This is a genomic window from Halobellus sp. EA9, from assembly GCF_051195055.1.
GTDB lineage: Archaea > Halobacteriota > Halobacteria > Halobacteriales > Haloferacaceae > Haloquadratum > Haloquadratum rubicundus.
On record NZ_JBNTJW010000003.1, the window covers coordinates 190,790 to 213,652 of the forward strand.

Genomic DNA, 22,863 nt, shown 5'->3' on the forward strand with positions numbered 1-22,863 from the left:
CGGACAGCAGTGTCGAGTGTGCCGATCGACATCGAGACGTTCGCCGAGGCGAGCGACGAGGAGCTGTCCGAGGTGACGAACGCCGAGCGCGTCGTTCGCTTCCTCTCGCGGAACGACGACAAGGCATTCACGCCCGCGGAGATCGCCGACGGAGCCGGCGTGAAGCGGAGTTCGATCAGCACCGTGCTCCGTCGGCTCCGCGAGCGCGACCTCGTCCGTCACAAGGGCGATTACTGGGCGATCGGCGACGAAGAGCGGGTGCGGGACGCCTTTCAGTTCCACCGCGTCACGGCGTCGCTGAACGAGCGATTCGGTGCCGAAGACGCCGCCGAGTGGCGGGAGCACGCCGCCGGATCCGACGAGTCGGACGCGGATGAATGACTCGGGTGCGTGGGGACTGGTCGTCGACAGACTCGTCGAATACGTCGAGTGAGCCCGCGTCAGGTACATACGAATCCGGGCCCAATTCGGAGTGATGACGACCGAAACGGCCACGTTCGGCGGCGGGTGCTTCTGGTGTACCGAGGCGGCGATGACGGTCCTCGACGGCGTCAGCGCCGTAACCTCGGGGTACGCCGGCGGCGACGTCGAAAACCCCACCTACCGGCAGGTCTGCTCGGGCTCGACCGGCCACGCCGAGGTCGTCCAGGTCGAGTACGATCCCGAGGCGATCGGCTACGATCAGCTGCTGGAGGTGTTCTTCGCGACCCACGATCCCACGCAACTGAACCGCCAGGGCCCCGACGTCGGCACGCAGTACCGCTCGATCGTGCTCTATCACGACGACGAGCAGCGCCGGCAGGCCGAGGCGTACGTCGAGGCGCTCGATGCGGAGTACGACGACGAGGTCGTGACCGAGATCGAGCCCTTAGAGCGCTTCTGGGCGGCCGAGGAGTATCACCAAGACTACTTCGAGAAGAACCCCTCGGACGCGTACTGCCGGATGCACGCCCAGCCGAAGGTCGAGAAGGTGCGCGAGAAGTTCGCGGAACTGCTCGACGCCGAGGCCGCGACGTCGGACTGATAGTGATTACTCTCGTCTCTTACCGCCGAACGCCGTTACCGGGGGTGGCGTTCGGCGGTAAACAGTGAGAGTAATCACTATGAATCCGCGCCCGCGCCGAGGCCGCCGCGCGAACGCAGGCGCCGCTCACGCTTTCGGCAGGCGGATCCGGACGCTGTTGCCGCCGCGGTCGCTCTCATCGAAGAGCAGTTCGCCGCCGTAGCTCTCGGCGACCCACTTCGCCAGCCACAGCCCCAGCCCGCTGCCGTGGTGGGTCTGTGTGGCCTCCAGGTCCCCCGTGAGGATGTCGCGTTCGTCGGCCGGGATCTTCGGCGCGTCGTCCTCGACGCGGATCTCCGCCCAGCCGGGGTCGAAGCGCAGGACCGACATGCGGACGAACGGTTCGGGCGCGGGGTTGTGCTCGACCGCGTTCTCGACGAGGCTGTTGACGGCCGAACTGAGGTGGCCGTTGCCGCGGACCCGCAGCTGGTCGGGCAGCTCGGCCGCGATGGTGGCCGACGGCGCTCGCTTGCGGTGGTCGTCGACGATGCGGTGGACGAGCGGCACGCTGTCGACCACGTCGGCGTCGTCGGTGGCCGACAGGACCGCGTCGATCTCCCCCGCCTCCCGCGACAGCGACGCCAGATTGTCGGCGGCGCGCTCGATCGTCGCCGCCGCGCCGGTCGTCTGCCGGGACCCCTCGGGGAGCTGATCCAGGAGGCGGGCGGTGTGGCCGAGGATGACGTTCGCCTCGTTGCGGAGGTTGTGTCAGAGCACGCGATTCAGGACCTGGAGGCGGTGTTGCTGTCGGACGAAGTCCGTGATGTCGGTGTAGACGGCGGAGCCGTCGATCGGCCGGTCGTCGCGTGCGTAGGGGATGCCGCGATAGAGGAACTCCCGGAGCCCGGTGTCGATCTCGCGTTTCACCCGCTGGTAGTTGACCTCGCCCGCGCCCGTCTGCTCGTCGAGCCGCTCAGCCTCGTCGAGGAGCCACTCGGGGACGATCCAGTCGTTGAGGGAATCGCCGCAGATCGCCGCGGTGGCGTACCCGAAGATGTCCGCGAACGCCCGATTGACGTCCCGTACGATCGGTTCGCCGTCCACCAGCTCGAACTTGACGACCGCGTCCTGGACGCGTTCGATGAGGTGTTCGTAGGGGTCGCGGGCGACCGCGTCCAGCTCCCGGGGCTCCATCTATAGACGCCCCCATTCGCGCTGTTCAGAATATATGTTTCGGAAGAGAATCAAATTTGATTTCAGCGTGTGAACTATTATTCGATACGATAGACCTCATTCAGGAATTTCTGAGGAAAAATACTGAAAGATGTGATCGGAGGTCCGATCGTCCGCCGCGACGCCTACTCCTCGGAGAGTCGCCCGGGGACCCACTCGCCGTCGAAGTCCTCGTGGAGGTACGGCCGGGCGCCCTCGCCGCTGTACGTCGCGACGAGCTGGCCGTCGCCCTCCAGGTGGTACTTGTACGTCGTCAGCCCGTCGAGGCCGACGGGCCCGCGGGCGTGGGTCTTGCCCGTGCTGATCCCGACCTCGGCGCCGAGGCCGAAGCGGTAGCCGTCGGCGAAGCGGGTCGAGGCGTTGTGGAAGACGGAGGCGGCGTCGACGCCCCGCATGAACGTCTCGGCGTGCTCTGCGGTCTCGGTGAGGATCGACTCGGTGTGCTTCGAGCCGTGGGCGTTGACGTGGCGGATCGCCGCCTTCAGGGAGTCGACGACCTTCACCGCGAGGACGAGATCGCCGTACTCCGTCGTCCAGTCCTCGTCGGTGGCGGCGTCCATCTCGGCGATCTCGCGGGCGCGCTCGTCGCCGCGGAGTTCGACGCCGGCCTCGCGGTAGCGGTCGGCCATCGCGGGCAGGAACTCCTCGGCGACGGACTCGTGGACGAGCAGCGTCTCGACGGCGTTGCAGACCGCGGGGTACTGGACCTTCGCGTCGAAGGCGACGTCCTCGGCCATCGAGAGGTCCGCGTCGGCGTCGACGTAGACGTGACAGACGCCCTCGGTGTGACCCAGGACGGGGATCGAGGTGTTGTCCTGGACGTACTCGACGAACGCCGAGCTCCCACGGGGCATCAGGAGGTCGACCGCGTCGTCCCGCTCCAGGAGGGTCTCGACGTCCTCGCGGGCCTCGATGAGCTGGGTCCAGCCGTCGGGCACCTCCTGGGCGGCCTCGCAGATGATCTCGTAGAGAACGCGGTTCGATTCGGCCGCCTCGCTGCCGCCCTTGAGGATGACCGCGTTGCCCGACTTGAGGCTGAGCGCGGCGATCTGCACCAGGGCGTCGGGGCGGGACTCGAAGATCGTCCCGAGGACGCCGATGGGGACCGACAGCTTGTACAGCTCCAGGCCCTCGTCGAGGCGACGGGCTTCGAGGGTCTTCCCGAGGGGGTCCTCCTGGCCGGCGACGCTGCGGACCATCTCGGCGATGCTCTCCAGTTTCGATTCGGAGAGCTTCAGCCGGTCGACGAACGCCTGGGTGTACTCGCCGGCTTCGAGGAGCTTCTCGGCCTCCTCGACGTCGGCGGCGTTGGCTTCGAGGATCTCCTCGCTGTGGGCCTCGATGGCGTCGGCGATCGCGTGCAGGGCGTCGTTGCGCGTCTTCTCGTCGAGGTTCGCGAGGTCCAGCGCCGCGGACTGTGCTTGCGTGATCTTGGTTTCTGTGTCGGTCATCGGCTGTTGTGAGAAGGTAGTCGGCGGACGGTCAATACCTGTTACGCTATCGTAGCGTTCGCATCTGATTTCTCATCCGATCGCACGCCAGCGTGTGATCGAGTGAGTGAAGACGTGCGAACGCCACGATATTCGCGGGCTATCTGTGGCTACTCGGGATCCTCGTGGCCGTTGATCGGCGTGAAGATGGTGCCGACCGCCTGCGCGGTCGCGACCTTCTCCAAGACGTCGGGCTCTGTCGAGCGCGCGATGATCGCCGGGATGCCGTGTTCGCTGACCCGGCGGGCGCCGCTCACCTTCGTCCGGATCCCGCCGAAGGAGCCGCTGGCGCTCGATTCGATGATGCGCTCGACCTCGTCGTAGTTGCGGCCGACGGCCTCGATCAGCTCCGCGTCGGCGTCGCGCTTTGGGTTCCCGGTGTAGACGCCGTCGACGTCCGTGAGCGTCACGAGCAGGTCGGCGCCGACGCCGATGGCGATCGACGACGAGATCATGTCGTTGTCGCCGATCCGGATCTCCTCGGTCGCGACGGCGTCGTTCTCGTTGACGATGGGGACGACGCCCCAGTCGAGCAGCGTCTCGACGGTGTTCTTGAAGTTCGTGAAGCGCTCGGGGTTCTCCAGGTCGTGTTCGGTCACGAGGATCTGGGCGACCGTGACGCCGTAGCGCTCGAAGCTCTCGGTGTAGCGCCGCATCAGGTGGCTCTGGCCGATCGTCGACAGCGCCTGGGACTCCTCGACGGTGTCGTCGCTGGCGAAGCCGGCCCGGCCCTTCCCGGCGCCGATCGCGCCCGAGGACACGAGGATGACCTCCTTGTCGCGCTCGATCAGGTCCGCGACGTCGTCGACGAGCTTGTCGAGCTTTCCGTCGTCGAGGTTCGAGGTCTCGTCGGTCAGGGAGTTGGTGCCAGCCTTGACGACGACGCGGCCGGCCTCGGCCGCGAGCGTGCGGGCCCGGTCGACCTCCGCGTCCGCGACCGCGCCGCTCATTGCTCTCCGCCTTCGGCGTCGTCGGCCAACTCCTCGGAGCGGCGCCGCGCGGCGGTCAGCGCGTCGCCGACGACTTCCTCGACGTCGCTGTCCCACAGCACGTCCATCCCCTCGATGGTGGTGCCGCCGGGCGAGCAGACCGCGTCGATCAGCGTCTCGACGTCCCGATCGGACCGGAGCACCGTCTCGGCCGCGCCCTTGAACGTCTGGGCCGCCAGCACCTCGGCGTCGTCGGGGGCGAGCCCCTCGTCGACGGCGCGGTCGGCCATCGCGCCCAGGAGGTAAAAGACGAAGGCCGGGCCGCTGCCGTTGAGCGCCGTGGCGACGTGCATCAGGTCCTCGTCGATCACGACGTACTCGCCGAGGTCGTCGAGCATCTGCGCGACGTGTTCGTTCGGCTCGTCCCAGGCGACCGCCGCGGCCATGTTCCGCGTCTCGGCCGCGAGGTTCGGCATCACGCGGACGACCTCCGCGTCGGTCTCGGCGGAGACGACGGCCCGGGAGACCCCGGCCGCGATGGTGAGAAGCGTCCGGTCAGCGTCGAGTTCGAGGTCCTCCAAGACGAGCGGCACGATGTCGGGCTTGACCGCGAGCACGACGACGTCCGAATCCCGCACGTCGTCGAGGTCGGTGGTCGTCCGGTCGGCGTACTGTTCGATCGCCTCGAAGGCCTCGGGGTCCACGTCGTAGGCCGTGATCCGGTAGGCGCCGGCCTCGGCGAGCCCCGTGATCAGGGCGCTCCCCATGTTCCCGCAGCCGATGACGCTGACGTCGATCATTCTGTGTCCCACTACGCGATGCCGCCGATATACGAACTTTGGTTTCGGCCGGCGGCGCTCACATCCGCTCGTCCGGCGTCGCGCGGAACGTCGACGCGCTCGCGGATCCCTCGGAGGAGCACCCGGGACCGGCTCGGGGGCCCGCAGTCACACCCGCGGTCGCAACCCTCATAATCCATAGTTCGAAACGTGCGCTCGGTGATGCTCCGATGACCTCGCCGCTCGAAGACCTTGGCTACCCGCTCGCCTTCCCGATCGAGGAGTCCGTCGCGGGGCTCGACGCGCCCGAACCCGCGCTCGGCCAGGCGCACCGCGCCCGCGTCCGCTCGCTCGGCGGGATGCAGAAGGAAGCGCTCGTGACCGACGCCCGCACGGGGACGACCTGGCGGCTCGCCAGCGACGAGGGCGAGTACCTCGAAGGCGACGACGTGGCGCCCGCGCCGCTGGCGCATATGACGACCGGGATGGTGAGCTCCTTCGCCAGCGAGATCCTCGCGCTCGCCGACGAGCGCGGGATCGACGTCCGCGACCTCGAAGTGACCCAGGACAGCTACTACACGATGACCGGCTCCGCGCTGGCGGGGACGATGACCGGCGGCGCGCTCCCGGTCGACCTCGACGTGACCGTCGACGCCGACGCCGACGAGGGAACGCTGCGGGACCTGGTCGGCGACGCCGTCCGGACCGCGCCCGTCTACGGCCTGATCGACGGCGTCCACGACAGCGCGTTCGCGCTCGTCGCGAACGGCGAGGAGGTCGCGCCCGATCGGGTGACGCGGCTCGACGGCCCCGTCGAAGCCGATCCCGAGGGCCTGTTCGAGTCGATCCCGCGGGACGCCGACGAGCGGCAACCGCCGATCGTCCACCGCACGGGACGGGAGACCGAACCGCTCCCCGACGGCGACGAGAAGTACACGAGCGGCGAGGGCTCCAGCCTCTCCGAAGACCAAGACCGGATCCTCCACCTCCGCGGGACCTGCACGCTCCGAGCGGACGGCACGAAGCACGTCGCCGTCGAGCTGTTCAGCCCGATCGGGACGGTCTTCGAGTTCGTCTCGGACGACCCGCCGGGGCGCGGCGGCGAGGGACGCGCGCCCGATCCGATGACCTACGTCGCCGCCGGGATCGGCTTCTGCTTCATGACGCAGATGGGCCGCTACGCCGACATCGTCGACGCCGACCTGGACGCCTACCGGATCGTCCAGGACACCCACGTCGCCCGCGGCGACGCCGGCGGGAGCGGCGAGCGCACTCCCGCCCGGTCCTCGCCCGTGGAGACGCACGTCTTCGTCGACACCGGGGAAGACGAGTCGTTCGCGCGGGAACTGCTCGATATGTCCGAGCAGACGTGCTTCCTCCACGCACTCTGTCGGACCGACCTCGACGGTCCGAACGTGAATATATCCAATCAGTTATAAAACTATCCGAACGGCACTCGGACGCTCACGTCGGCTCAGCGCACCTCGCAGGTGTCGATGCCGACGAGCGAGTACACGCCGCACCGACCCGTGAGCCCCGTCCCGAGCATCAGCAGCGCGACGATCCCGAGGACGAGCGAGAGGATCCCCGGACCGGGAACGACGCTCCCGAGGATGCCGAGCGAGACGAGGCCGGCGAGCGCGCCGACGACGATCCGCGCGATACTATCAGTCTGACCGACGTTTCGCTCCATACCGTAATATTGGAGCAAGCACACATAATTGTTCCTGCCGTTTCCGACTCACTCCCGGATCGCGCGGCGCCGCGATTCGATCAGGTCGAAGTCGGCCTCGGTGTCGCCCAGGACGAACAGCGCGTGGTAGCGGAGGTACGTCTGGGCCGGCACGCCCGCCAGCAGGCCGAACGCGAGCATCGCCAGCACGAACACCGCGACGGCGACGGCGATGACGGCCCAGCCCGCGACCTCGGCGACGCTGAGGAGGCCGACGCCGACGAGGCCGACGATCCCGAGCGGGATGGCAGCGACGACCGCGACGAACACCGTGACGATGCTCACGGCGATGCCGATCGCGAGCTGGAGCACGAATCCGACCACGGCGTAGGCGGCGTACTGCTTCCACTGGCCCGAGAGCGTCGGCCAGAAGCGCCGCCACGCGGAGAGCAGGCCGCGCTTCTCTTTGAGCATAATCGGGACGACGAACATCGTCGTGAACCCCGAGAGCAGGCCCGTGACGATCGAGGCGACGAGGAACACCGGGATCGCCAGCAGGACTAACGCCACGGAAATCCCGCCGTATCCGAGGAACGCCGGACCGAAGACCGCGAAGGCGAGCGCCGCGAAGACGGCGAGCGACAGCAGCCCGACGACGAGGCGGAACCCGAACAGTCGGAGGCCGAGCCGCCAGTACCGGCTCCAGTAGGCCCGCACGCGGACGGTCTCTTTGCGCAGCGATTCGACGAAGACGAACTCCATCACCGACCCGACGAGCAGGAACGCGAGCACGACGAGCACGATCGCCGCGGCGACGGCGCCGATCAGGAACAGTTCGGTGCCGCCGGGAAGGGCGGCCTCGGGCGCGCCAGCGGTGACCGACGGCGCCTCGCCCCCGCTGGGGACGCCGCTCGTGTACTGGAAGGGGAAGCCGACGCCGGAGCTCCCGACGAAGAACACCACGAGCGCCAACCGCGCCCACCGACCCAGGTCGAACGGCCACAGCAGGTCGCGGGCGGCGGCGCCGGCGTCGTCGACCGCATCGAGGGCGTACAGCGTCATCGACGGCCCTCCGGGGACCTGGCGGGGCGTCGGTCTGGCGGGGTGTCGCTACGACTCGGAGGGAGGGGACCAATTCTGCACATCGCGAGCGACGTATCAGCACGAGTAAACAAAGTCGTTGCGGTCGCTGCGGTCGCTGCGGTCGCTGCGGCGCCAGTCCACAGATCGAGGCCGGGGATCGAATCGGACCAGACCGGAGCAGACCGGACCGGATCGGACAGTTCAGACAGTTCGGACCGGATCTGACAGCCCTGACAGTTCGGAGCGATCAGATCGAGATCAGGACGATCGCGAGGACGCTGAAGAAGATGCCCGCCACCTTCCGCGGGCTGAGCGCCTCGTCGAACGCGACGATCCCGATCACCGAACTCACGACGATGAACAGGCCGTAGATCGGCACGACGATGCTCACCGGACCGAGCGCGAGCGCGCGGTAGTAGGTCAGGAGGCCGACGGTGAGGAGCACGCCGAGCGCGACGACGTGCGGCGTGTACCGGTGGCGGAGGTACGGCACCGGGGACTGCCCCCGGACGGCCAGGACGACGCCGACGACGACGAGGAGGACCGAATTCGAGATGAACACCGCCGGCGTGCTCGGGATCGTCTCCATCGCGATCTTCAGGAGCGGCGCCACCAGGCTGTAGGTGAGGAAGGCCAGGAGCGAAAAGCCCAGGTACCGTCGCATATCACTCGGCCCCCGAACTCAGATAGACCGCGACGATCGCCGAGGCGATGCCGCCGATCCGCGTCGGCGTCACCGACTCCCCGAGAAAGAGGATGCCGATCACCGAGCTCCCGACGATGAACATCCCGTAGATCGGGACGACGACGCTCACTGGCCCGCGCTGCAGCGCGTAGTAGTACGAGAGGATACCGACCCCGAGGAACACGCCGCCGACGTAGATGTAGCCCGCGCGGGGGTCGGCCACGTACGACAGCGGATTCAGGCCGGTCGCGACCATCACGCCGAGCGTGAGCACGAGGAAGACCGCGGTGGCGAGAAACAGCGAGACGGCCGGCGGGACCTCCTCTGTCACCTTGCTCGTCAGCGGTGCCAACGCCCCGTACGACACGAGGGCGACGATCACCCACGGGAGGTAGTCCATAGGGGGCCATTTTCCCGTTCGGTATAACGGTGTTACGTCCGCGGCCGACCGGCCCTCAGTTGGGCGTCGTGACGCCGTCGGCGGGGCCGCCGGCCGACAGGTGGTCGAACGCCGCGATCGGCGCCGTGCCGTCGGTCCAGGCCAGCCGTCCGTCGACGGCGACATCGAGGCCGTCGTAGGGTTCGAACCGCGCGGACGCCGAAACGAGGGACCGCCGCAGTTCGCCGCTTTCGGCGGTCTCGGCGTCGACGTAGGTGTTCGCGAAGGTGAGCCGTGCCGCCTCCGCCGAGAACCGCCACGCCTTCAGCTGGCCCGTGATGTCGTCGGCGCGGAACCCCCGCGAGGTCGACCCGTCCATCGCCTCGGGATAGCACCAGAGCGCGTCGGGCGAGTCGACGCGTCCGAGCATCGACGCCACGTAGTCGTTGCCGTCGGCGTACCGGCCGGTGTCGGGACTCGGAGCGTCGATGATCGCCTTCGCGCAGGCGACCGCGTCGCCGTCGAAGAACGGGTGGACCGCGAGCACCGCGTCCGGCGAGACGGCGTACACCCGCTCCCACCCGTAGATGTCGAAGTCGCCGTACCGCTCGGGCTCCGGCCACGGCGTTCGGGTCGCGGTCGTGGGTGTCCGCGTGGCCGACGTCGGGGGCCGATCGCCGCCCGTCAGGTCCGCCGCGAACGCGTCCGGATCGAACGAGCCGAAGGCGAGCGAGGCGACGTAATCGAGGCCGAGGGTGGCGGACACCGCCTCGACGCCGTCGAACTCCTCGGGAACCGGACGGCGCATCTGTCGCCGGAGCCGGTCGTAGGCGTTCGGGTGCATCGCGGCCCGCCGGGCGCGGATCCCGTCGACGTCGAAGTACCGGACGCCGTACCCGTCCGGCAGCGGCGTCGCCGTCGGATCCGGGAGCCACTCTCCGAAGTCGACCTCGGCGCTCGAATCCGAGTCGGGCGGCGTTGCGGTCGACGGCGACTCGGTCGCGGTCGCAGTCGCGGGCGAGCGAGAGGCGCTGAGACAGCCGGTCGTCGATGCGAGCGCGACGCCGCCGAGCGTGGCGGCTGCGGCTTCGAGGAGGGACCGTCGCGAGCGGGGCATAGGGACGGACGGCCGTACGCGGAGGAGAGGAAAAAACGTGCGCACCTCCGCGGCGCTGGACGGGGGGCCGCACCCACAATTGTTAGGCACCCGGGGCCGAATCCACAACGCACGATGCCCTCCACGAACGGCGACGCGGCGATCGAGGCGACCGACCTGCGGAAGGTCTACCGGTCGGCCGTCGCGCTCGACGGCGTCTCGCTGTCGATCCCGCCCGGGACGGTGTACGGCTTCCTCGGCCCCAACGGCGCCGGCAAGACCACGACGATGCGGATCCTCACGGGACTGACCAAGCCGACAGACGGGTCGGTCCGCGTCGTCGGCGTCGACGTGGGCGACCGCCGCGCGCTCGCTTCCCGCGTGGGCTACCTCCCGGAGACGCCGCCGCTCTACGAGGAGTTCAGCGCGCGCGAGCAGCTCGACTACGTGGCCGACCTCCGCGACATCCCCCCGTCGGTCGCCGACGAGCGGATCGGGCGCTACCTCGACAAGTTCGAATTGACCGACGACGCCGACAAGCGCATCGAGGCGTACTCCAAGGGGATGAAACAGAAGACCGCGTTCGTGCAGGCGGTCCTCCACGACCCCGACGTCCTCTTCCTCGACGAGCCGACCTCGGGGCTCGACCCCCGGGCCGCGCGGCGGATCCGCGAGTCGATCGCGGGCTTCGCCGACGACGGGACGACGGTCTTCCTCTCGACGCACATCCTCTCTGTCGTCGAGGCGGTCGCCGACGAGGTGGGCGTGCTGCTCGACGGCCGCCTCGTCGCCGAGGGCACGCCCGAGGAGCTCCAGTCGCGCGCCGAGACCGGCGAGTCCGGATCGCTGGAGGACGCCTTCCTCGCGGTCACGAGCGACGGCGCCGCGGACGTCGACGCGGCGTCCGCGTCCGCGGAGAGTCCGACGGCCGAGCCGCGATGACGCTCCGACGCGACGCCCGCCACGGCCTGCGGATCGCCCGCGCGGAGTTCCGCCGGAGCCTCCGCGCCTACTCGCGGGACTGGCGACGGCTCGTCGGCCTCGGCGTCTCCGTCCTCTTTTTCGGCGGTTACCTGCTGTTTTCGCTGCCGGCCGCGTTCGTCCTCGGACGGACGGCCAGATCGGTCGAGGCGATCCCGTTCCTCGGCCCCGCCGGGACGCTCCTCCCGCTCGGACTCGTCGGGGTCGCGACGCTCCGGACGCTCGAACGGATCGGCAGCGCCGAGGGCGAGGCGCTGCTCCTCACGACGGTCCACCCGCGCGCGGTCGTGATCGGCCTCATCGGCGCGGAGCTCGGCCGGCTCGCCGCCTGGTTCGGCGTCCCGATCGCCGCGCTCGTCGTCGCGTTCGCGGTCGGGCTCGGCACGCCCGTCGTCCTCCTGACGGCGGCGCTCGTCGCGGTCCCGCTCCTCGCGTGGAGCGCCGTGTGGGGCTACGCCGTCGGGCTGGCGCTCCTCCGCGTCTTTCGCTGGCTGCCGACGTTCCGTCGCGTGCTGAAGGTCCTGGGCGTCGCGGCGTTGATCGCGATAGTCCTCGGCTCCCAGGCCGTCGGGCAACTCCTCGCCGAGGGGTCGATCTCGGTGGGAGGGGTCCTCGCTGCGATCACGGTCGCCCCGCTGACTGAGTACGTCGCGCTCGCGGCACTCGGGACGCCGCTTCAGCGACCGCCCACGCTCGCCGCCGTCGCCGTGTTCGTCGGGGTCGTCGCGTCCGCGCCGATCGGGCTCGCCGTCGCGACCCGCCAGGCCTCGGCGCTGTGGTTCGGTGACGTGCCGGCCGACGGCGCGACGTCGCAAGCGACGGGTCGGGAGGGCGGGCTGTCCGTCCCGCGGCCGTTCGCCGCCGCGAAGACCGGACGGATCGCGTGGCGTCACCTGGTCCGAGCCGTCCGGAAGCCCCAGGAGTTCAGCCACCTGGTGATGGTCGTCTTCTTCCTCGGACCGATCGGGACGACGGCCGTCCAGGGATCGAGTGGCGCGCTCGGCCCGCTCGCGGCCGGCGTGGGAGTCGGCCTCGGAGCGTACCTCGCCGGGGGCACCTTCGGGCTGAATCCGATCGGCGACGATCGGCCGCAGTTCCCGCTGTTGCTCCTCAGCGGCACCGACGCCGCGACGCTGGTGCGCGGGCGGCTCGCGGCGGGAGTCGCGCTCGGCCTCCCGTTCGCGCTCGGCCTCCCGGCCGTCGGCGTCGCGCTCGGCCTCCGCCCGGTCCGGGCCGTCGCGTTCGGCGCTCTCGGGACCGGATCCGTCCTCGCCGCCGCGGCGTTCGCGCTGGGGCTCGGCGCCGCCTACCCCATCTACGAGGAGCGGGAGTTCTGGGGGACCGAGACGGTCGTGCCCTCGACGCTCGTGATGCTCGTCTACCTCGCGGTCGTCGGGATCGGCACGGCCATCGCCCTGGTCGGCACGTGGTTCCTGCTCACCGGCGGCCTCGTCCCGACGCCGGTGTTCGGCGTCGTCGCCGGGATCTATCTCCTGTTCACGGCCGGCGTCTCGTACGGATCGTACCGGTACGCGATCCGGCGGTACCGAAACTACCACCTCGAATGAGTCGGGCGACAGACTCAACCCCGAGGGCGGTCGCGTCCCGATATGGTCCCTTCCCGACGAGCCCTCCTCCGTAGCGCGGCGGCGACCGGACTGACCGCCGTCGCCGGCTGTGCGGCGCTCCCGTCGTTCGGCACCGACGATACGGAGCCGGAGTACACCCTCACCGCCGACCGAATCGACGCCTCGCCGGTCGAACACGCCCTCTACGACCCCGACGAGGACGACCCGCTGTTCGGCGCTCCCGCACGGACCGCGCTCGATTCGATCCTCCCGGACGGCCGATACACGACCTACGGCTACGAGTCGTTACCCGCGGGCGCCTACGTGCGGCACGACGGGACCTACTACCGGACGGAGTCGGTCGTCACCGGACGGGAACGGATGGCGCGGCCGTTCGTCCGCATCGAGAAGGTGGCCGAGGGGTCGGTGCCGGAGGACGCGGTCCTCGTCGACGACCTCGACCGGCCCAGCGCGCGAGTGGTGAAAATCCTCCACGCCAACGCGCAGACCGACGGCGAGTCCGGATCCGCGGACCTGCTGCGCGGCGACGCGTACGTGCTCCGCCGACCGGCCGAGCTGGAGAGCCGACTCGCCTCCGACGACTTCGACGGGCGCGTCGTCACGATGACCGAGAGCGGCACCTGGGCCTACCGGGTGCGGGTCGCGCGCCGGCCGATCCTCGAAACCGCCTACACCGCGCTGGCGATCGAGGTGGCGGACTCCGAGTCGGCGTTCCGCGAGGTGGTCTTCGGATCACGGATCGACGCGGAACTGGCACCCGGCGACCTCGCTGCCGACGCGCGAGAGGTGCTCGAACGGTGCCTCTCCCGGGGGCGATACGCCGAGACCGCGCCGCTTTCGCCCGGCTTCGACGCGGTCCTCGAAGCGCTCGGAGTCGACACCGTCGAGACGGCCGCGACGGGACGGCTTCTCTGGTACGACGGCGAACTGTATCGATACGGGCTGTACGTCGACGAAGAAGAATAATATGATATCGAACTATTGCTGTAATTTACAGATAAAATTAGAGTCGCTATAATCCGATTTTCTATACCAAATTAAGTTGTTGAGTCGTCTCAATTGACTTCAAAAATGTCTCAGAGATATACACAATTTTAGTTATTAAATAATATTTCTGATATTATAGACACAAGACAGTATCTGATCAGCTATCCGAGTCCGTTATACACCCCATCAGACCAGTTCGACTTGATGAAACTGGTATGCATCCCGAATCTGGTACGAGTCGATGTGATCCGAGGAACACCTCACAATCGGCCGCTACACTTATCAAATATTGCCGCCCCTCGTAGTGAGATCGGGCGTATCTGCGGAGAGAGCAGAGAAAGAGATCTCGGAGATCTCCTGGTCGAACGGCCGCACCCTTTCATAACGGACGTACGCTTGTTAGTCAAATTGGCAATTGGTCTCAAACCATACTTCAGTTTCGTTCAGTCGAACTAGACGTTAGATCACCACTAGAAATTATATATTGAATGTCTTTTCAGTGTATAACAGACTGTATGTTTTTGTAAGCCAGATAGAATTATACTTTGTAATTTTTTACTCTCGGAATCTAATCAATCCTTGGTTTCACACTCCACTATCGACATCGGTCTCGTCCGACGATCCGATGCCAGGACTCTCGTGTCACTCGATACCGATATCTCCGGGTCGTGTTATCTCGGTTCGCTATCGACCACTGAGTTCGATTCTGCGAAACTATTAATTACCCACTCCGAGTTGTGTGGTGTAATGCCAGATGGCACACTCACGGTGGAGACGACGCAGACGTCCCTCGACATCCTGTCGACCATCCGGGACCGAGACGGCGCGAGGCTCCACGACATCGTCGAGGAGCACGGGATCGCGAAGAGCACGGCGCACAAGCACCTGGTCACACTCGAACAGGCGGGATTTCTCCGGAAGTCCGGTGACCGGTACCACATCGGATTCAAATTCCTGAACTACGGCGAGTACGCCCGAGAGCAGTGGTACTGGTTCTCGGCGGTCAAAGGTGCCGTCGAGGAGCTCGCAAAGCGCACCGAAGAGGAGTGTGACTTCGTCGTCGACGACCACGGGCGCGTGATCACGATCGTGGAGTCCTACCACAAGTGGGCGAAGTACGAGGGCGACGAGGGATCGAAGCGCTACCGGGCGTATATGGGGACCTACTACCCGATGCACGCGACCGGCTCGGGCCTCGCGATCCTCTCGACGTACGCGCCCGAACGGGTCGACGCCGTCGTCGACAAGTGGGGGATGCCCGAGCTCACAGACCAGACGATCACGTCCCGCGAGGAGCTGTTCGCCGAGCTGGACCGCACCGAGGAGCGCGGCTACGCCGTCGGCGACCAGTACTACACCGAGGGGCTCCGGAGCATCGGCAAGCCGGTGTTCGGCCCGGACGGCGCGGTCATCGGGGCCCTGAGCGTCTCCGGGCCGACCTATCGGATCGACGGCTCCGTCCTCGATCGGGAGATCCCCCGCGCGCTGTCCGAGGTGGTCGAGTCCCTCGAAGCGGAACTGGCGGCGACCGCGCCCGGCGCGTAGGAATCCGTAGAACAATAACTGGGGGGAAGCGCCGAAGGTCAGTAGGCGTCGCGTGCGACATCCAGCAGGTCCTCGGCGTCGGCCTCGCGGGGGTTGTCGTGGATCTCGATCGTCTCCATCGACTTTTCGGCGATCTCACGGAGGTCGTCCTCTTCGACGCCGAGTTCGCTGAGGCTCGACGGCAGGTCGACCTCGTCGATGAGGGATTCGACCGCCGCGACCGCCTCGTGTGCGGCTTCCGTCTCCGATAGCCCGGACGTGTCGACGCCCATCGCCTCGGCCACCTCCGCGTAGCGAGCGGGGTATGCTTCGAGGTTGTACCGCATCACCGGTGGGGTGAACACGGCGATCGCCTCGCCGTGGGGGATCTCGGGGTACATTCCACCGGTCACCTCCGCCAGCGAGTGGATCGCGCCGAAGCCCGCGAAGTTCTCACAGAAGCCCGCCATATGCGAGCCGAACAGGAGTTGCTCGCGCGCCTCCATCGCGCCCGACTCGTAGGCCTCGGGGAGGTACTCCGGCACGAGCCCCATCACGTGCCGCGTATAGGGCTTGACCAGCTCGGGCGCGCCCGCCGCGACGTGGTTCTCCAGAGCGTGGGAGAACGCGTCGAAGCCCGTCGCGGCGGTCTGTCTCGGCGGCAGCGACGCGGTCAGTTCCGGATCGACCAACGAGACGTCTGCGCCCAGGTAGGGCCCGTCCGGGTAGAGCGGCGGTTGGCCGATCGCCATCTTGAACTTCCGGTCCGGCGCGGTGATCACCGCCCAGTAGTCCACCTCGCTGCCGGTCCCCGCGGTCGTCGGAATCGTGATCAACGGGTGGGTGTGGTTCTCGATGCTCCCCGACGTGACGTCCTCGGGGACGTTCACCTCGTACTCCGAGAGGTCGCCCGAGTTGGTCTTCAGGAGCGTCGCGCATTTGGCCGTGTCGATGACGCTGCCGCCGCCGACCGCGACGACCACGTCGAACTCGCCGGCCTCCAGGGTCTCTAGGGCGTCGTGGACCATCGCCGTGGTCGGGTTGGGCTCGACGTCGTCGTAGATCTCGTAGTCGATCCCCTCGGTTTCGAGGGAGGCTTTGACCCCGTCGAGTATCCCCGCGGCCCTGATGCCCTGATCGGTGACGACCAGGGCGGTCTCCCAGCCTTTCGCGGCGATCACCTCGCCCGTTCGCTCGCTCGTGCCGTTGCCGAACTCCACGCTGATCGGGAACGACAGCGAGTACTCCCCGAGGCTCATCGTTTTGAGACCCGAGGGCGACCGTCCGTACACTCTGCACTAGACCGGTAGTCGCGGCTGTACTGTGGCATCCGTCCCCAAGTCGGAGAAGTCAGTATAAAAAAGAGAATGTAACAGAAACATTTGCCACAAGAGTCGAGAAGCGCGACCGGAAGAAGATTTTTGCCCACGTGCCAGGGAGTGACAGTATGAGCAGTTCCCGATCGGGCGAGAGTCCAGTGATCGAGCGCCACCGCTCGAAACACGAGGAAGCGACGACCGACGTCGAATTCGGCGCGTGGATCGACGGCGAACTCCGCACTCACGGGGAGAAGAGCGAGGTCGAAGATCCCGTGACTGGGGATTCGATCGTCGGAGTGCCCCAGGGCGACGCCGCAACCGTCGATACCGCAGTCGAGGCCGCCTGGGACGCCTTCGAGCACGAGTGGGAGGCCGCGGGCGTCCGCGACCGCTCGGCGCGTCTCTTCGAGTGGGCCGACGTCCTGGAAGACCACACTGACGAACTCACGCTCTTGGAGTGTTTAGACTGCGGCAAGCCGATCTCGCAAGCCCGCGGCGAGGTCGAGGGCGCGATCGACACCCTAGAGTATTACGCGTCGGTCTGCCGGGCCCAGCGCGGGAGTGAGATTCCGGGCGGCGAGGACGTCCACCTCTACACGACCCAGGAGCCGTACGGGGTCGTCGGCCAGATCGTCCCGTGGAACTATCCCCTGTGGGCGGCCGCCTGGAAACTCGGCCCCGCGCTGGCCGCCGGTAACGCCTGCGTGCTCAAGCCCGCCAACGACACCCCGCTGTCGACGCTTCGAGCGGCCCAACTCTCGGAGGGCATCTTCCCCGACGGCGTCCTCAACGTCGTCCCCGGCCCGGGCAGCGAGGTCGGGCAAGCGATCGCCGAACACGACGACGTCCGAAAGATCTCTTTCACCGGGAGTACGGCCGTCGGCAGCGGCGTGATGCGCGCGGCCGCGGATCGAGTCGCGCCCGTCACCCTCGAACTCGGCGGCAAGTCCCCCTTCATCGTCTTCCCCGACGCGGATTTAGAGAAAGTCGTCGATGCCGTGGCGGACGGGATCTTCTACAGCACTGGCGAGATCTGCGACGCGTTCTCGCGCGCGCTCGTCCACGAGTCCGTCGCCGAGGAGTTCACCGAGCGCTTCGTCGAGAAAGCCGAATCCTACGTGCTGGGCGACCCCCTCGACGAGGAAACCACGATGGGCCCGCTGACCTCCCGGCGCCAGTTCGAGACCGTACTGGAGTACATCGAGACCGGTCGGGAAGAAGCGGACCTGCTCTGCGGGGGCGGCACGCCCGACGATCCGGCATTGGCTGAGGGCTGGTACGTCGAGCCGACGGTCTTCGGCGGCGTCACCAACGAGATGACGATCGCCCGCGAGGAGATCTTCGGTCCCGTCCAGACGATCCAGACGTTCTCCGAGTACGAGGAGGCGATCGACCTCGCCAACGACACCCAGTACGGCCTCGCCGCGGGCATCGGCACGGAGAAGACCTCCCTCGTCCACCGGACCGCGGACGACCTCGATGCAGGCCTCGTCTACGTGAACGAGTACGGCCCGATTATGCCCGACGCGCCCTACGGCGGCTTCAAACAATCGGGATTCGGGAAGGATCTCGGCCTCGAGGCGCTGGACCACTATCAGCGACAGAAGAGCGTCTACGTCAACCTCGACGAGCCCGAACTCTGAATCGGACCGTTTTTCACCCAAGTTTTTTATATTGCAATCGAGAGATTGAGACCGCTTATGGGAGTCATCTCGTCGATCAAAGAGAAGCTCAATCAGGAGACGACCTCCGACGAGGCGGCGGGAATGGAGAAGGACCCGGGCGTGACGCGGTTGTTCTTCGCGACGGACGTCCACGGATCGAGCGCCTGCTGGCGGAAGTTCGTCAACAGCGCGGACTTCTACGACGCCGACGTCCTGGTCCTCGGCGGCGACACGACAGGAAAGGCGATCTTCCCGATCGTCGACGAGGGCGACCGGTACACCTACACGCGCCAGGGCGACGAGCACACGATCGACGACGACGAGGAGTTCGATGAGTTCCTCGACTCGCTGGAGGACACCGGCTACTACCCGTACGTGATGGACGAAGCCGAGTACGAGCAGCTCCAGAACGCCGACGACGCCGAGGAGCGACAGAACGAGATATTCCTCACGAAGATGCAAGAGCGGATCCGCGAGTGGGTCGAGTTCGCCGAGGGGAAACTGGACGACACGCCGGTGTACGCCTGCCCCGGCAACGACGACCCGTTCGAGATCGACGAGGTGTGGGAGTCCTCGGACGTCGTCGACCTCGTCGAGGGCGAGGTCGTCGACCTCCCGCAGGGGTACCAGATGGCGAGCACGGGGTGGACCCACCCGACGCCGTGGGACACCGACCGCGAGGAGCCCGAAGACGAACTCCGCGAGCGGATCGAGGGAATCGTCAGCGGCATCGACGACTACGACCGCGCGATCTTCAACTTCCACGAGCCGCCGTACGACTCCCAGCTCGACGAGGCGCCGGAACTCGACGAGGACCTCCGGCCGAAGTTCGGCGCGCAGTCGACAGAGCCCGTCGGCAGCGAGGCGATCAGGGAGATCATCGAGGAGTACCAGCCGCCACTGTCGCTGCACGGCCACATCCACGAGTCCCGCGGGCACACGAAGATCGGCGACACCGACGCGATCAATCCGGGGAGCGTCTACTCGGAGGCGTCGCTCCAGGGGGCGATCGTCGACCTCCGGCCCGAAGTCGACGTGGTCGGCCTCGTGCGGGGATAGAACTAAATGCCGTCACGAGGTGCTACCACCTAGCAAGGTGATTCCGCCGTGAGCCAGACCGAACCGCTGTCGGATCCGATCGAAGAGGCCGAGCGAGTCATCGAGGCCGCGGACGACCGCGGGCTGACCGTGCGACTCATCGGCGGCACGGCGATCAACCGCCACGCCGAGACCGCCCGCGAGGAGCCGTTCAAACGCGGCTATCGCGACGTCGACTTCGTCGCCACCCGCGAGGAGGAGAGCGCGGTCGAAGAGATGATGGCCGACCTGGGCTACGAGGCAAACGAGCGCTTCAACACGATGCGGCGCTTCCGCCTGGAGTACTTCGATCCGGTCAACGAGCGCAAGGCCGACTACATCATCGACCGCTTCGACTTCTGTCACGCGTGGGACCTGCGCGAGCGGATCGACGTCGACTACCCCACCGTCCCCATCGAGGACCTGCTCCTCTCGAAGCTCCAGATCGTCGAGGTCAGCGACCGCGACGTCCGCGACATCCTCGCGATGCTCGCGGACCACCCGGTCGAGCCCGGAGACGACACCGAGAAGATCGATCCCGAGTACATCGCCGACCGCTGCGGCAGCGACTGGGGGCTGTGGCGCACCGTGACCTACAGCCTCGACCGCGTCGAGGAGTACGTCGAAGACGAGGACCTGCCGATCGACGAGGGCGAACTCGCCGGCAGGATCGACGCCCTCCGAACCGCGATCGACGACCACTCGAAGTCGCTGCGGTGGAAGCTCCGGTCGATCGTCGGCGAGCACAAGCAGTGGTACAAGCGGCCCGAGCTGGGCTGAGCCGGATTCTTTGATCTTCGAGTCGCGACCGCGACGCCCGCCTCCGACGGCCTGTTTCGACGCCCCCGAGTAGCGAGTGGCGGATCGTCGGCTGAACGCGAACGGAGCGAGGAACCGCGGGAAAAAAGGAACGACGCGGCCGTCACCGACTGCGTCGGGCGCCGCTCAGTCCTGCGGGATCTCCGAGTGGAGGTTGTCGAGGTCGACGCCCTGCTGGGCGCGGTAGTACTTCATTCCGAAGTAGATGACCGCCGCCAGCAGGTAGAGGACGCCGAGGAACGTCATCGAGGTGACGTTGTTGAGCCCGTAGACGCTCTCGGTCGCCCAGAGGTAGAACACCGAAAGCAGGATCACGGCGTAGACGCCGGCGACGATCGAGACCACCGGGACGCCGGCGATCTCGTACTTCGAGACCGGGTTCTTCGAGAACAGTTCGGGGCGGCGCCACGGGAACAGCAGGCACGCGATCGTCGTGCCGAAGAACGTGACCGCGATCGCGAACGTCGCCGCCAGCGTGAGCGTCTGGAAGCCCGGCGCGAAGAAGTAGATGACCGTCAGGATGGCCGCGGGGACGACCATCAGCAGGATGGCGTAGATCGGCGTGTTGTAGCGGCCCTTCACCTCGGAGAAGACCTCCGGGATGGTCCGGTCGAACGCCGTCGCGAAGATCACGCGGGTCGACGAGAGGAACACGGTTCCGGACCACGCGAAGAACCACCCGCCCATCAGGATCGCCATCAGCTTCGCGAGGACGCCGTTGCCCATCGCGATGGCTGCGATCGTCGTCGGCGAGGAGAGCCACTGTTGGGCGCCCGCGCCGACGAAGTAGTTGTAGTTCAGCGCCTGGTAGAAGGTGTATCCGACCGCGGAGTCGAACAGCGGCCAGAGGACGATCGCCAGCGCGGCCGCGGCGAGGAGCGCGCCCTCGAAGACGCCGAACATCTTCTTGAACTCGCCCGCCTCGCGGACCTCACCGAACAGGGTCGATCCCCAGACGGTCCACATTATCCAGAACAACAGCATCGGGAAGAGCTTGTAGGACGCGCTCCAGTTGAGGTTCCACATCGGAGCGAAGCTCACCGAGGTGCCCTCGATGATCCCGTTGTACGTGAGGTCCATCCCCCACGCGTTCATCTGGCTGTTGAACGCCGACTGGAACCCCGAGGGGTTCGTCGTGAGCAGCCCGCCCACGAAGATGAGCAGGCCCGCGACGCCGACGTAGAACAGCACCTGTTGGATCCGCGCGTACCACTTCATCCCGAGGCTGACGTAGATGAACGCGAACGCGACCACGATCATCGACGAAGCGAACAGCCCGAGGCTGGAGTTCCAGAAGTTCGCCAGTTCGACGAACCCGAACAGCGCCGAGACCGGACCGAGCACCAGCCACGAGAGGATCGACCCGTAGATCGGTACCCACAGCCACAGGATGAACACCCAACCGGGCCACGAGAGGAAGAAGCCCCAGAACCCCGACAGCAAGCGGCTCTGCCAGACGTAGTCGCCGCCGACCCGCGGCATCGACGCCACGAGCGTCGCGTAGACCACGTTCTGGAGCGTGATCGCCACGACTGAGATGAGAGTCGCCAAGATCGGGCTTCCCTGCGGGATGAACGCGTTGAACGTCCAGATGTAGAAGCCCAACGTGACGATGTTCACCGACAGGAACGCGTAGATTCCTGCGTCGTACGAGGACCAGTCTCTGACTAGCCCCGTCGCTTCTCGGACGAATAGGGTATCGTCTCCTGACATGGCACACACCCGTGTTAGCAGTACTCACACAACTTCACTTAGTAGTACCGGTCGTCGCCGGATCGACCGCGGGGACCGACGGCCCGAGTGAAGGTGAAGAACGACAGCAGACGGAGCCGACAGAGAAGGATCGTGCCGAGCCCTACGCGTCACGGCACAGGGCCGCGTGCTCGCAGTCGTCGATCACGATGCCGTCGACGCCGCGTTCGCGGAGCCGCTCGATCTCGGATGCGGACGTGGCCGTCCACGCGTTCACGTCGAAACCGCGCGCGTGTGCGTCCGCCACGATGTCGGTCTCCAGACAGAGGCTCACGTGCGGATGCACGCTGGAACACGCGTGCTCGGCGGCGACGTCGAGGGCGGCCCCGACGTCGAACTCCGCGGGGGTCGTCTCCTCGGACGGGAGGAGCAGCGCCGTCTCGGCGCCCGCCTCGGCGGCCGCGGCGAGCTCGCTCGGGTGGAACGAAGAGACGAGCACGTCGTGGTCGTGGTCGGCGGCCGCCTCGGTCACCTCCCGGGCGATATCCCGCGCTTTCAGTTCGAGATTCAGCCCGACCGCGGGGGGGACGGCCTCGAAGAGCTCCCGCAGGAGCGGGACCTGTTCCTCGGAGCCGAGGATCGACACCTCTCTGAGCTCCGACAGCGGCGTCTCGGCGACCGCGCCCGTCGCGTCGGTGACGCGGTCGAGCGTCTCGTCGTGGAAGAGCACAAGCTCGCCGGACCCACAGCGCCGGACGTCGGTCTCGATCATACCGACGGCCGCCGCGGACTGCCGGAACGCTTCGAGGGTGTTTTCGGGATACTGCGCGAGACAGCCCCGGTGGGCGATCGGACGCACCGA

General features: G+C 67.2%; 23 protein-coding genes. 10 read left to right on the forward strand and 13 right to left on the reverse strand.

Annotated features, from left to right (window positions below; genetic code table 11):
• Positions 1–18 precede the first annotated feature (18 nt).
• Together ACQUQ0_RS05695 and msrA are read left to right on the forward strand one after the other, a co-directional pair.
• Positions 19–381, forward strand: coding sequence for a MarR family transcriptional regulator (locus ACQUQ0_RS05695; protein ID WP_435183728.1), 363 nt, complete (start codon positions 19–21; stop codon positions 379–381).
• A gap of 94 nt (positions 382–475) precedes the next feature.
• A complete protein-coding gene (msrA, locus tag ACQUQ0_RS05700) occupies positions 476–1,024 on the forward strand; it encodes a peptide-methionine (S)-S-oxide reductase MsrA (protein ID WP_435183729.1) in 549 nt (182 codons plus the stop codon).
• Positions 1,025–1,150: 126 nt separating this feature from the next.
• Here the strand turns inward: msrA and ACQUQ0_RS05705 are convergent, their stop codons facing one another.
• From ACQUQ0_RS05705 to proC, 5 genes are all read right to left on the reverse strand, one after another.
• On the reverse strand, positions 1,151–1,582 hold the full coding sequence (locus ACQUQ0_RS05705) for an ATP-binding protein (protein ID WP_435183731.1): 432 nt from the start codon (positions 1,580–1,582) through the stop codon (positions 1,151–1,153).
• A 189-nt stretch (positions 1,583–1,771) separates the two neighbouring features.
• Entirely contained in the window at positions 1,772–2,197 is a 426-nt protein-coding gene (locus tag ACQUQ0_RS05710) for a PAS domain S-box protein (RefSeq protein WP_435183732.1), read from the reverse strand.
• A gap of 164 nt (positions 2,198–2,361) precedes the next feature.
• Complete coding sequence (locus ACQUQ0_RS05715) at positions 2,362–3,723, reverse strand: glutamate-5-semialdehyde dehydrogenase (protein ID WP_435183835.1); 1,362 nt, start codon at positions 3,721–3,723, stop codon at positions 2,362–2,364.
• A gap of 113 nt (positions 3,724–3,836) precedes the next feature.
• Complete coding sequence (proB, locus tag ACQUQ0_RS05720; RefSeq protein ID WP_435183734.1) at positions 3,837–4,676, reverse strand: glutamate 5-kinase; 840 nt, start codon at positions 4,674–4,676, stop codon at positions 3,837–3,839.
• Positions 4,673–5,455 (reverse strand): pyrroline-5-carboxylate reductase, encoded by a 783-nt coding sequence (proC, locus tag ACQUQ0_RS05725; protein ID WP_435183735.1) that lies wholly within the window; start codon positions 5,453–5,455, stop codon positions 4,673–4,675. The genes proB and proC overlap by 4 nt, the downstream gene beginning before the upstream one ends.
• A gap of 209 nt (positions 5,456–5,664) precedes the next feature.
• On the opposite strand from proC, the gene ACQUQ0_RS05730 reads away from it, so the two are divergent.
• Positions 5,665–6,873, forward strand: a complete 1,209-nt coding sequence (locus ACQUQ0_RS05730) for an OsmC family protein (RefSeq protein ID WP_435183736.1) — start codon at positions 5,665–5,667, stop codon at positions 6,871–6,873.
• A 35-nt stretch (positions 6,874–6,908) separates the two neighbouring features.
• On the opposite strand, the gene ACQUQ0_RS05735 is transcribed toward ACQUQ0_RS05730, so the two are convergent.
• The 5 genes from ACQUQ0_RS05735 to ACQUQ0_RS05755 form a co-directional block, all read right to left on the reverse strand.
• A complete protein-coding gene (locus ACQUQ0_RS05735; protein ID WP_435183737.1) occupies positions 6,909–7,127 on the reverse strand; it encodes a YgaP family membrane protein in 219 nt (72 codons plus the stop codon).
• A gap of 48 nt (positions 7,128–7,175) precedes the next feature.
• Positions 7,176–8,168, reverse strand: coding sequence for a DUF7544 domain-containing protein (locus ACQUQ0_RS05740; RefSeq protein ID WP_435183738.1), 993 nt, complete (start codon positions 8,166–8,168; stop codon positions 7,176–7,178).
• Positions 8,169–8,436: 268 nt separating this feature from the next.
• Positions 8,437–8,853, reverse strand: a complete 417-nt coding sequence (locus ACQUQ0_RS05745) for an EamA family transporter (protein ID WP_435183739.1) — start codon at positions 8,851–8,853, stop codon at positions 8,437–8,439.
• Position 8,854: 1 nt separating this feature from the next.
• Entirely contained in the window at positions 8,855–9,274 is a 420-nt protein-coding gene (locus tag ACQUQ0_RS05750; RefSeq protein ID WP_435183740.1) for an EamA family transporter, read from the reverse strand.
• Between the two features lie 55 nt (positions 9,275–9,329).
• Positions 9,330–10,370 carry a hypothetical protein gene (locus ACQUQ0_RS05755; protein ID WP_435183741.1) on the reverse strand — a complete coding sequence of 347 codons (1,041 nt, stop codon included), beginning with the start codon at positions 10,368–10,370 and terminating at the stop codon, positions 9,330–9,332.
• Positions 10,371–10,484: 114 nt separating this feature from the next.
• On the opposite strand from ACQUQ0_RS05755, the gene ACQUQ0_RS05760 reads away from it, so the two are divergent.
• From ACQUQ0_RS05760 to ACQUQ0_RS05775, 4 genes are all read left to right on the forward strand, one after another.
• On the forward strand, positions 10,485–11,291 hold the full coding sequence (locus ACQUQ0_RS05760) for an ABC transporter ATP-binding protein (RefSeq protein ID WP_435183742.1): 807 nt from the start codon (positions 10,485–10,487) through the stop codon (positions 11,289–11,291).
• Positions 11,288–12,898 (forward strand): hypothetical protein, encoded by a 1,611-nt coding sequence (locus tag ACQUQ0_RS05765; protein WP_435183743.1) that lies wholly within the window; start codon positions 11,288–11,290, stop codon positions 12,896–12,898. Before ACQUQ0_RS05760 ends, ACQUQ0_RS05765 begins: the two co-directional genes overlap by 4 nt.
• Before the next feature lie 42 nt (positions 12,899–12,940).
• Positions 12,941–13,885: a hypothetical protein gene (locus ACQUQ0_RS05770; RefSeq protein WP_435183744.1), complete on the forward strand. Its 945-nt coding sequence runs from the start codon at positions 12,941–12,943 to the stop codon at positions 13,883–13,885.
• Between the two features lie 768 nt (positions 13,886–14,653).
• Positions 14,654–15,451 carry an IclR family transcriptional regulator gene (locus ACQUQ0_RS05775; RefSeq protein WP_435183745.1) on the forward strand — a complete coding sequence of 266 codons (798 nt, stop codon included), beginning with the start codon at positions 14,654–14,656 and terminating at the stop codon, positions 15,449–15,451.
• A 38-nt stretch (positions 15,452–15,489) separates the two neighbouring features.
• Here the strand turns inward: ACQUQ0_RS05775 and ACQUQ0_RS05780 are convergent, their stop codons facing one another.
• Positions 15,490–16,689, reverse strand: coding sequence for an iron-containing alcohol dehydrogenase (locus tag ACQUQ0_RS05780; protein ID WP_435183746.1), 1,200 nt, complete (start codon positions 16,687–16,689; stop codon positions 15,490–15,492).
• Between the two features lie 188 nt (positions 16,690–16,877).
• Between ACQUQ0_RS05780 and ACQUQ0_RS05785 the strand changes: the two genes are divergently transcribed.
• Genes ACQUQ0_RS05785 through ACQUQ0_RS05795 form a run of 3 tightly spaced genes read left to right on the forward strand, consistent with a single transcriptional unit; the run spans position 16,878 to position 20,270 of the window.
• Positions 16,878–18,392: an aldehyde dehydrogenase family protein gene (locus ACQUQ0_RS05785; RefSeq protein ID WP_435183747.1), complete on the forward strand. Its 1,515-nt coding sequence runs from the start codon at positions 16,878–16,880 to the stop codon at positions 18,390–18,392.
• A 57-nt stretch (positions 18,393–18,449) separates the two neighbouring features.
• Positions 18,450–19,472, forward strand: a complete 1,023-nt coding sequence (locus ACQUQ0_RS05790) for a metallophosphoesterase family protein (RefSeq protein ID WP_435183748.1) — start codon at positions 18,450–18,452, stop codon at positions 19,470–19,472.
• A 48-nt stretch (positions 19,473–19,520) separates the two neighbouring features.
• A complete protein-coding gene (locus tag ACQUQ0_RS05795) occupies positions 19,521–20,270 on the forward strand; it encodes a hypothetical protein (RefSeq protein WP_435183749.1) in 750 nt (249 codons plus the stop codon).
• Positions 20,271–20,435: 165 nt separating this feature from the next.
• Here ACQUQ0_RS05795 and ACQUQ0_RS05800 read toward each other — a convergent pair whose 3' ends face one another.
• Positions 20,436–22,022: an APC family permease gene (locus ACQUQ0_RS05800; RefSeq protein ID WP_435183750.1), complete on the reverse strand. Its 1,587-nt coding sequence runs from the start codon at positions 22,020–22,022 to the stop codon at positions 20,436–20,438.
• Between the two features lie 142 nt (positions 22,023–22,164).
• Positions 22,165–22,860: a glycerophosphodiester phosphodiesterase gene (locus ACQUQ0_RS05805; protein ID WP_435183751.1), complete on the reverse strand. Its 696-nt coding sequence runs from the start codon at positions 22,858–22,860 to the stop codon at positions 22,165–22,167.
• Between the last annotated feature and the right edge of the window lie 3 nt (positions 22,861–22,863).

Coding starts and splice junctions, on each gene's coding strand:
- ACQUQ0_RS05765 (WP_435183743.1), top strand. CDS start 11,288: ATGACGCTCCGACGCGACGCCCGCCACGGCCTGCGGATCGCCCGCGCG.
- proB (WP_435183734.1), bottom strand. CDS start 4,676: ATGAGCGGCGCGGTCGCGGACGCGGAGGTCGACCGGGCCCGCACGCTC.
- ACQUQ0_RS05730 (WP_435183736.1), top strand. CDS start 5,665: ATGACCTCGCCGCTCGAAGACCTTGGCTACCCGCTCGCCTTCCCGATC.
- ACQUQ0_RS05770 (WP_435183744.1), top strand. CDS start 12,941: ATGGTCCCTTCCCGACGAGCCCTCCTCCGTAGCGCGGCGGCGACCGGA.
- ACQUQ0_RS05780 (WP_435183746.1), bottom strand. CDS start 16,689: ATGAGCCTCGGGGAGTACTCGCTGTCGTTCCCGATCAGCGTGGAGTTC.
- ACQUQ0_RS05785 (WP_435183747.1), top strand. CDS start 16,878: ATGAGCAGTTCCCGATCGGGCGAGAGTCCAGTGATCGAGCGCCACCGC.
- ACQUQ0_RS05775 (WP_435183745.1), top strand. CDS start 14,654: ATGCCAGATGGCACACTCACGGTGGAGACGACGCAGACGTCCCTCGAC.
- ACQUQ0_RS05710 (WP_435183732.1), bottom strand. CDS start 2,197: ATGGAGCCCCGGGAGCTGGACGCGGTCGCCCGCGACCCCTACGAACAC.
- ACQUQ0_RS05800 (WP_435183750.1), bottom strand. CDS start 22,022: ATGTCAGGAGACGATACCCTATTCGTCCGAGAAGCGACGGGGCTAGTC.
- ACQUQ0_RS05735 (WP_435183737.1), bottom strand. CDS start 7,127: ATGGAGCGAAACGTCGGTCAGACTGATAGTATCGCGCGGATCGTCGTC.
- proC (WP_435183735.1), bottom strand. CDS start 5,455: ATGATCGACGTCAGCGTCATCGGCTGCGGGAACATGGGGAGCGCCCTG.
- msrA (WP_435183729.1), top strand. CDS start 476: ATGACGACCGAAACGGCCACGTTCGGCGGCGGGTGCTTCTGGTGTACC.
- ACQUQ0_RS05750 (WP_435183740.1), bottom strand. CDS start 9,274: ATGGACTACCTCCCGTGGGTGATCGTCGCCCTCGTGTCGTACGGGGCG.
- ACQUQ0_RS05790 (WP_435183748.1), top strand. CDS start 18,450: ATGGGAGTCATCTCGTCGATCAAAGAGAAGCTCAATCAGGAGACGACC.
- ACQUQ0_RS05740 (WP_435183738.1), bottom strand. CDS start 8,168: ATGACGCTGTACGCCCTCGATGCGGTCGACGACGCCGGCGCCGCCGCC.
- ACQUQ0_RS05755 (WP_435183741.1), bottom strand. CDS start 10,370: ATGCCCCGCTCGCGACGGTCCCTCCTCGAAGCCGCAGCCGCCACGCTC.
- ACQUQ0_RS05745 (WP_435183739.1), bottom strand. CDS start 8,853: ATGCGACGGTACCTGGGCTTTTCGCTCCTGGCCTTCCTCACCTACAGC.
- ACQUQ0_RS05760 (WP_435183742.1), top strand. CDS start 10,485: ATGCCCTCCACGAACGGCGACGCGGCGATCGAGGCGACCGACCTGCGG.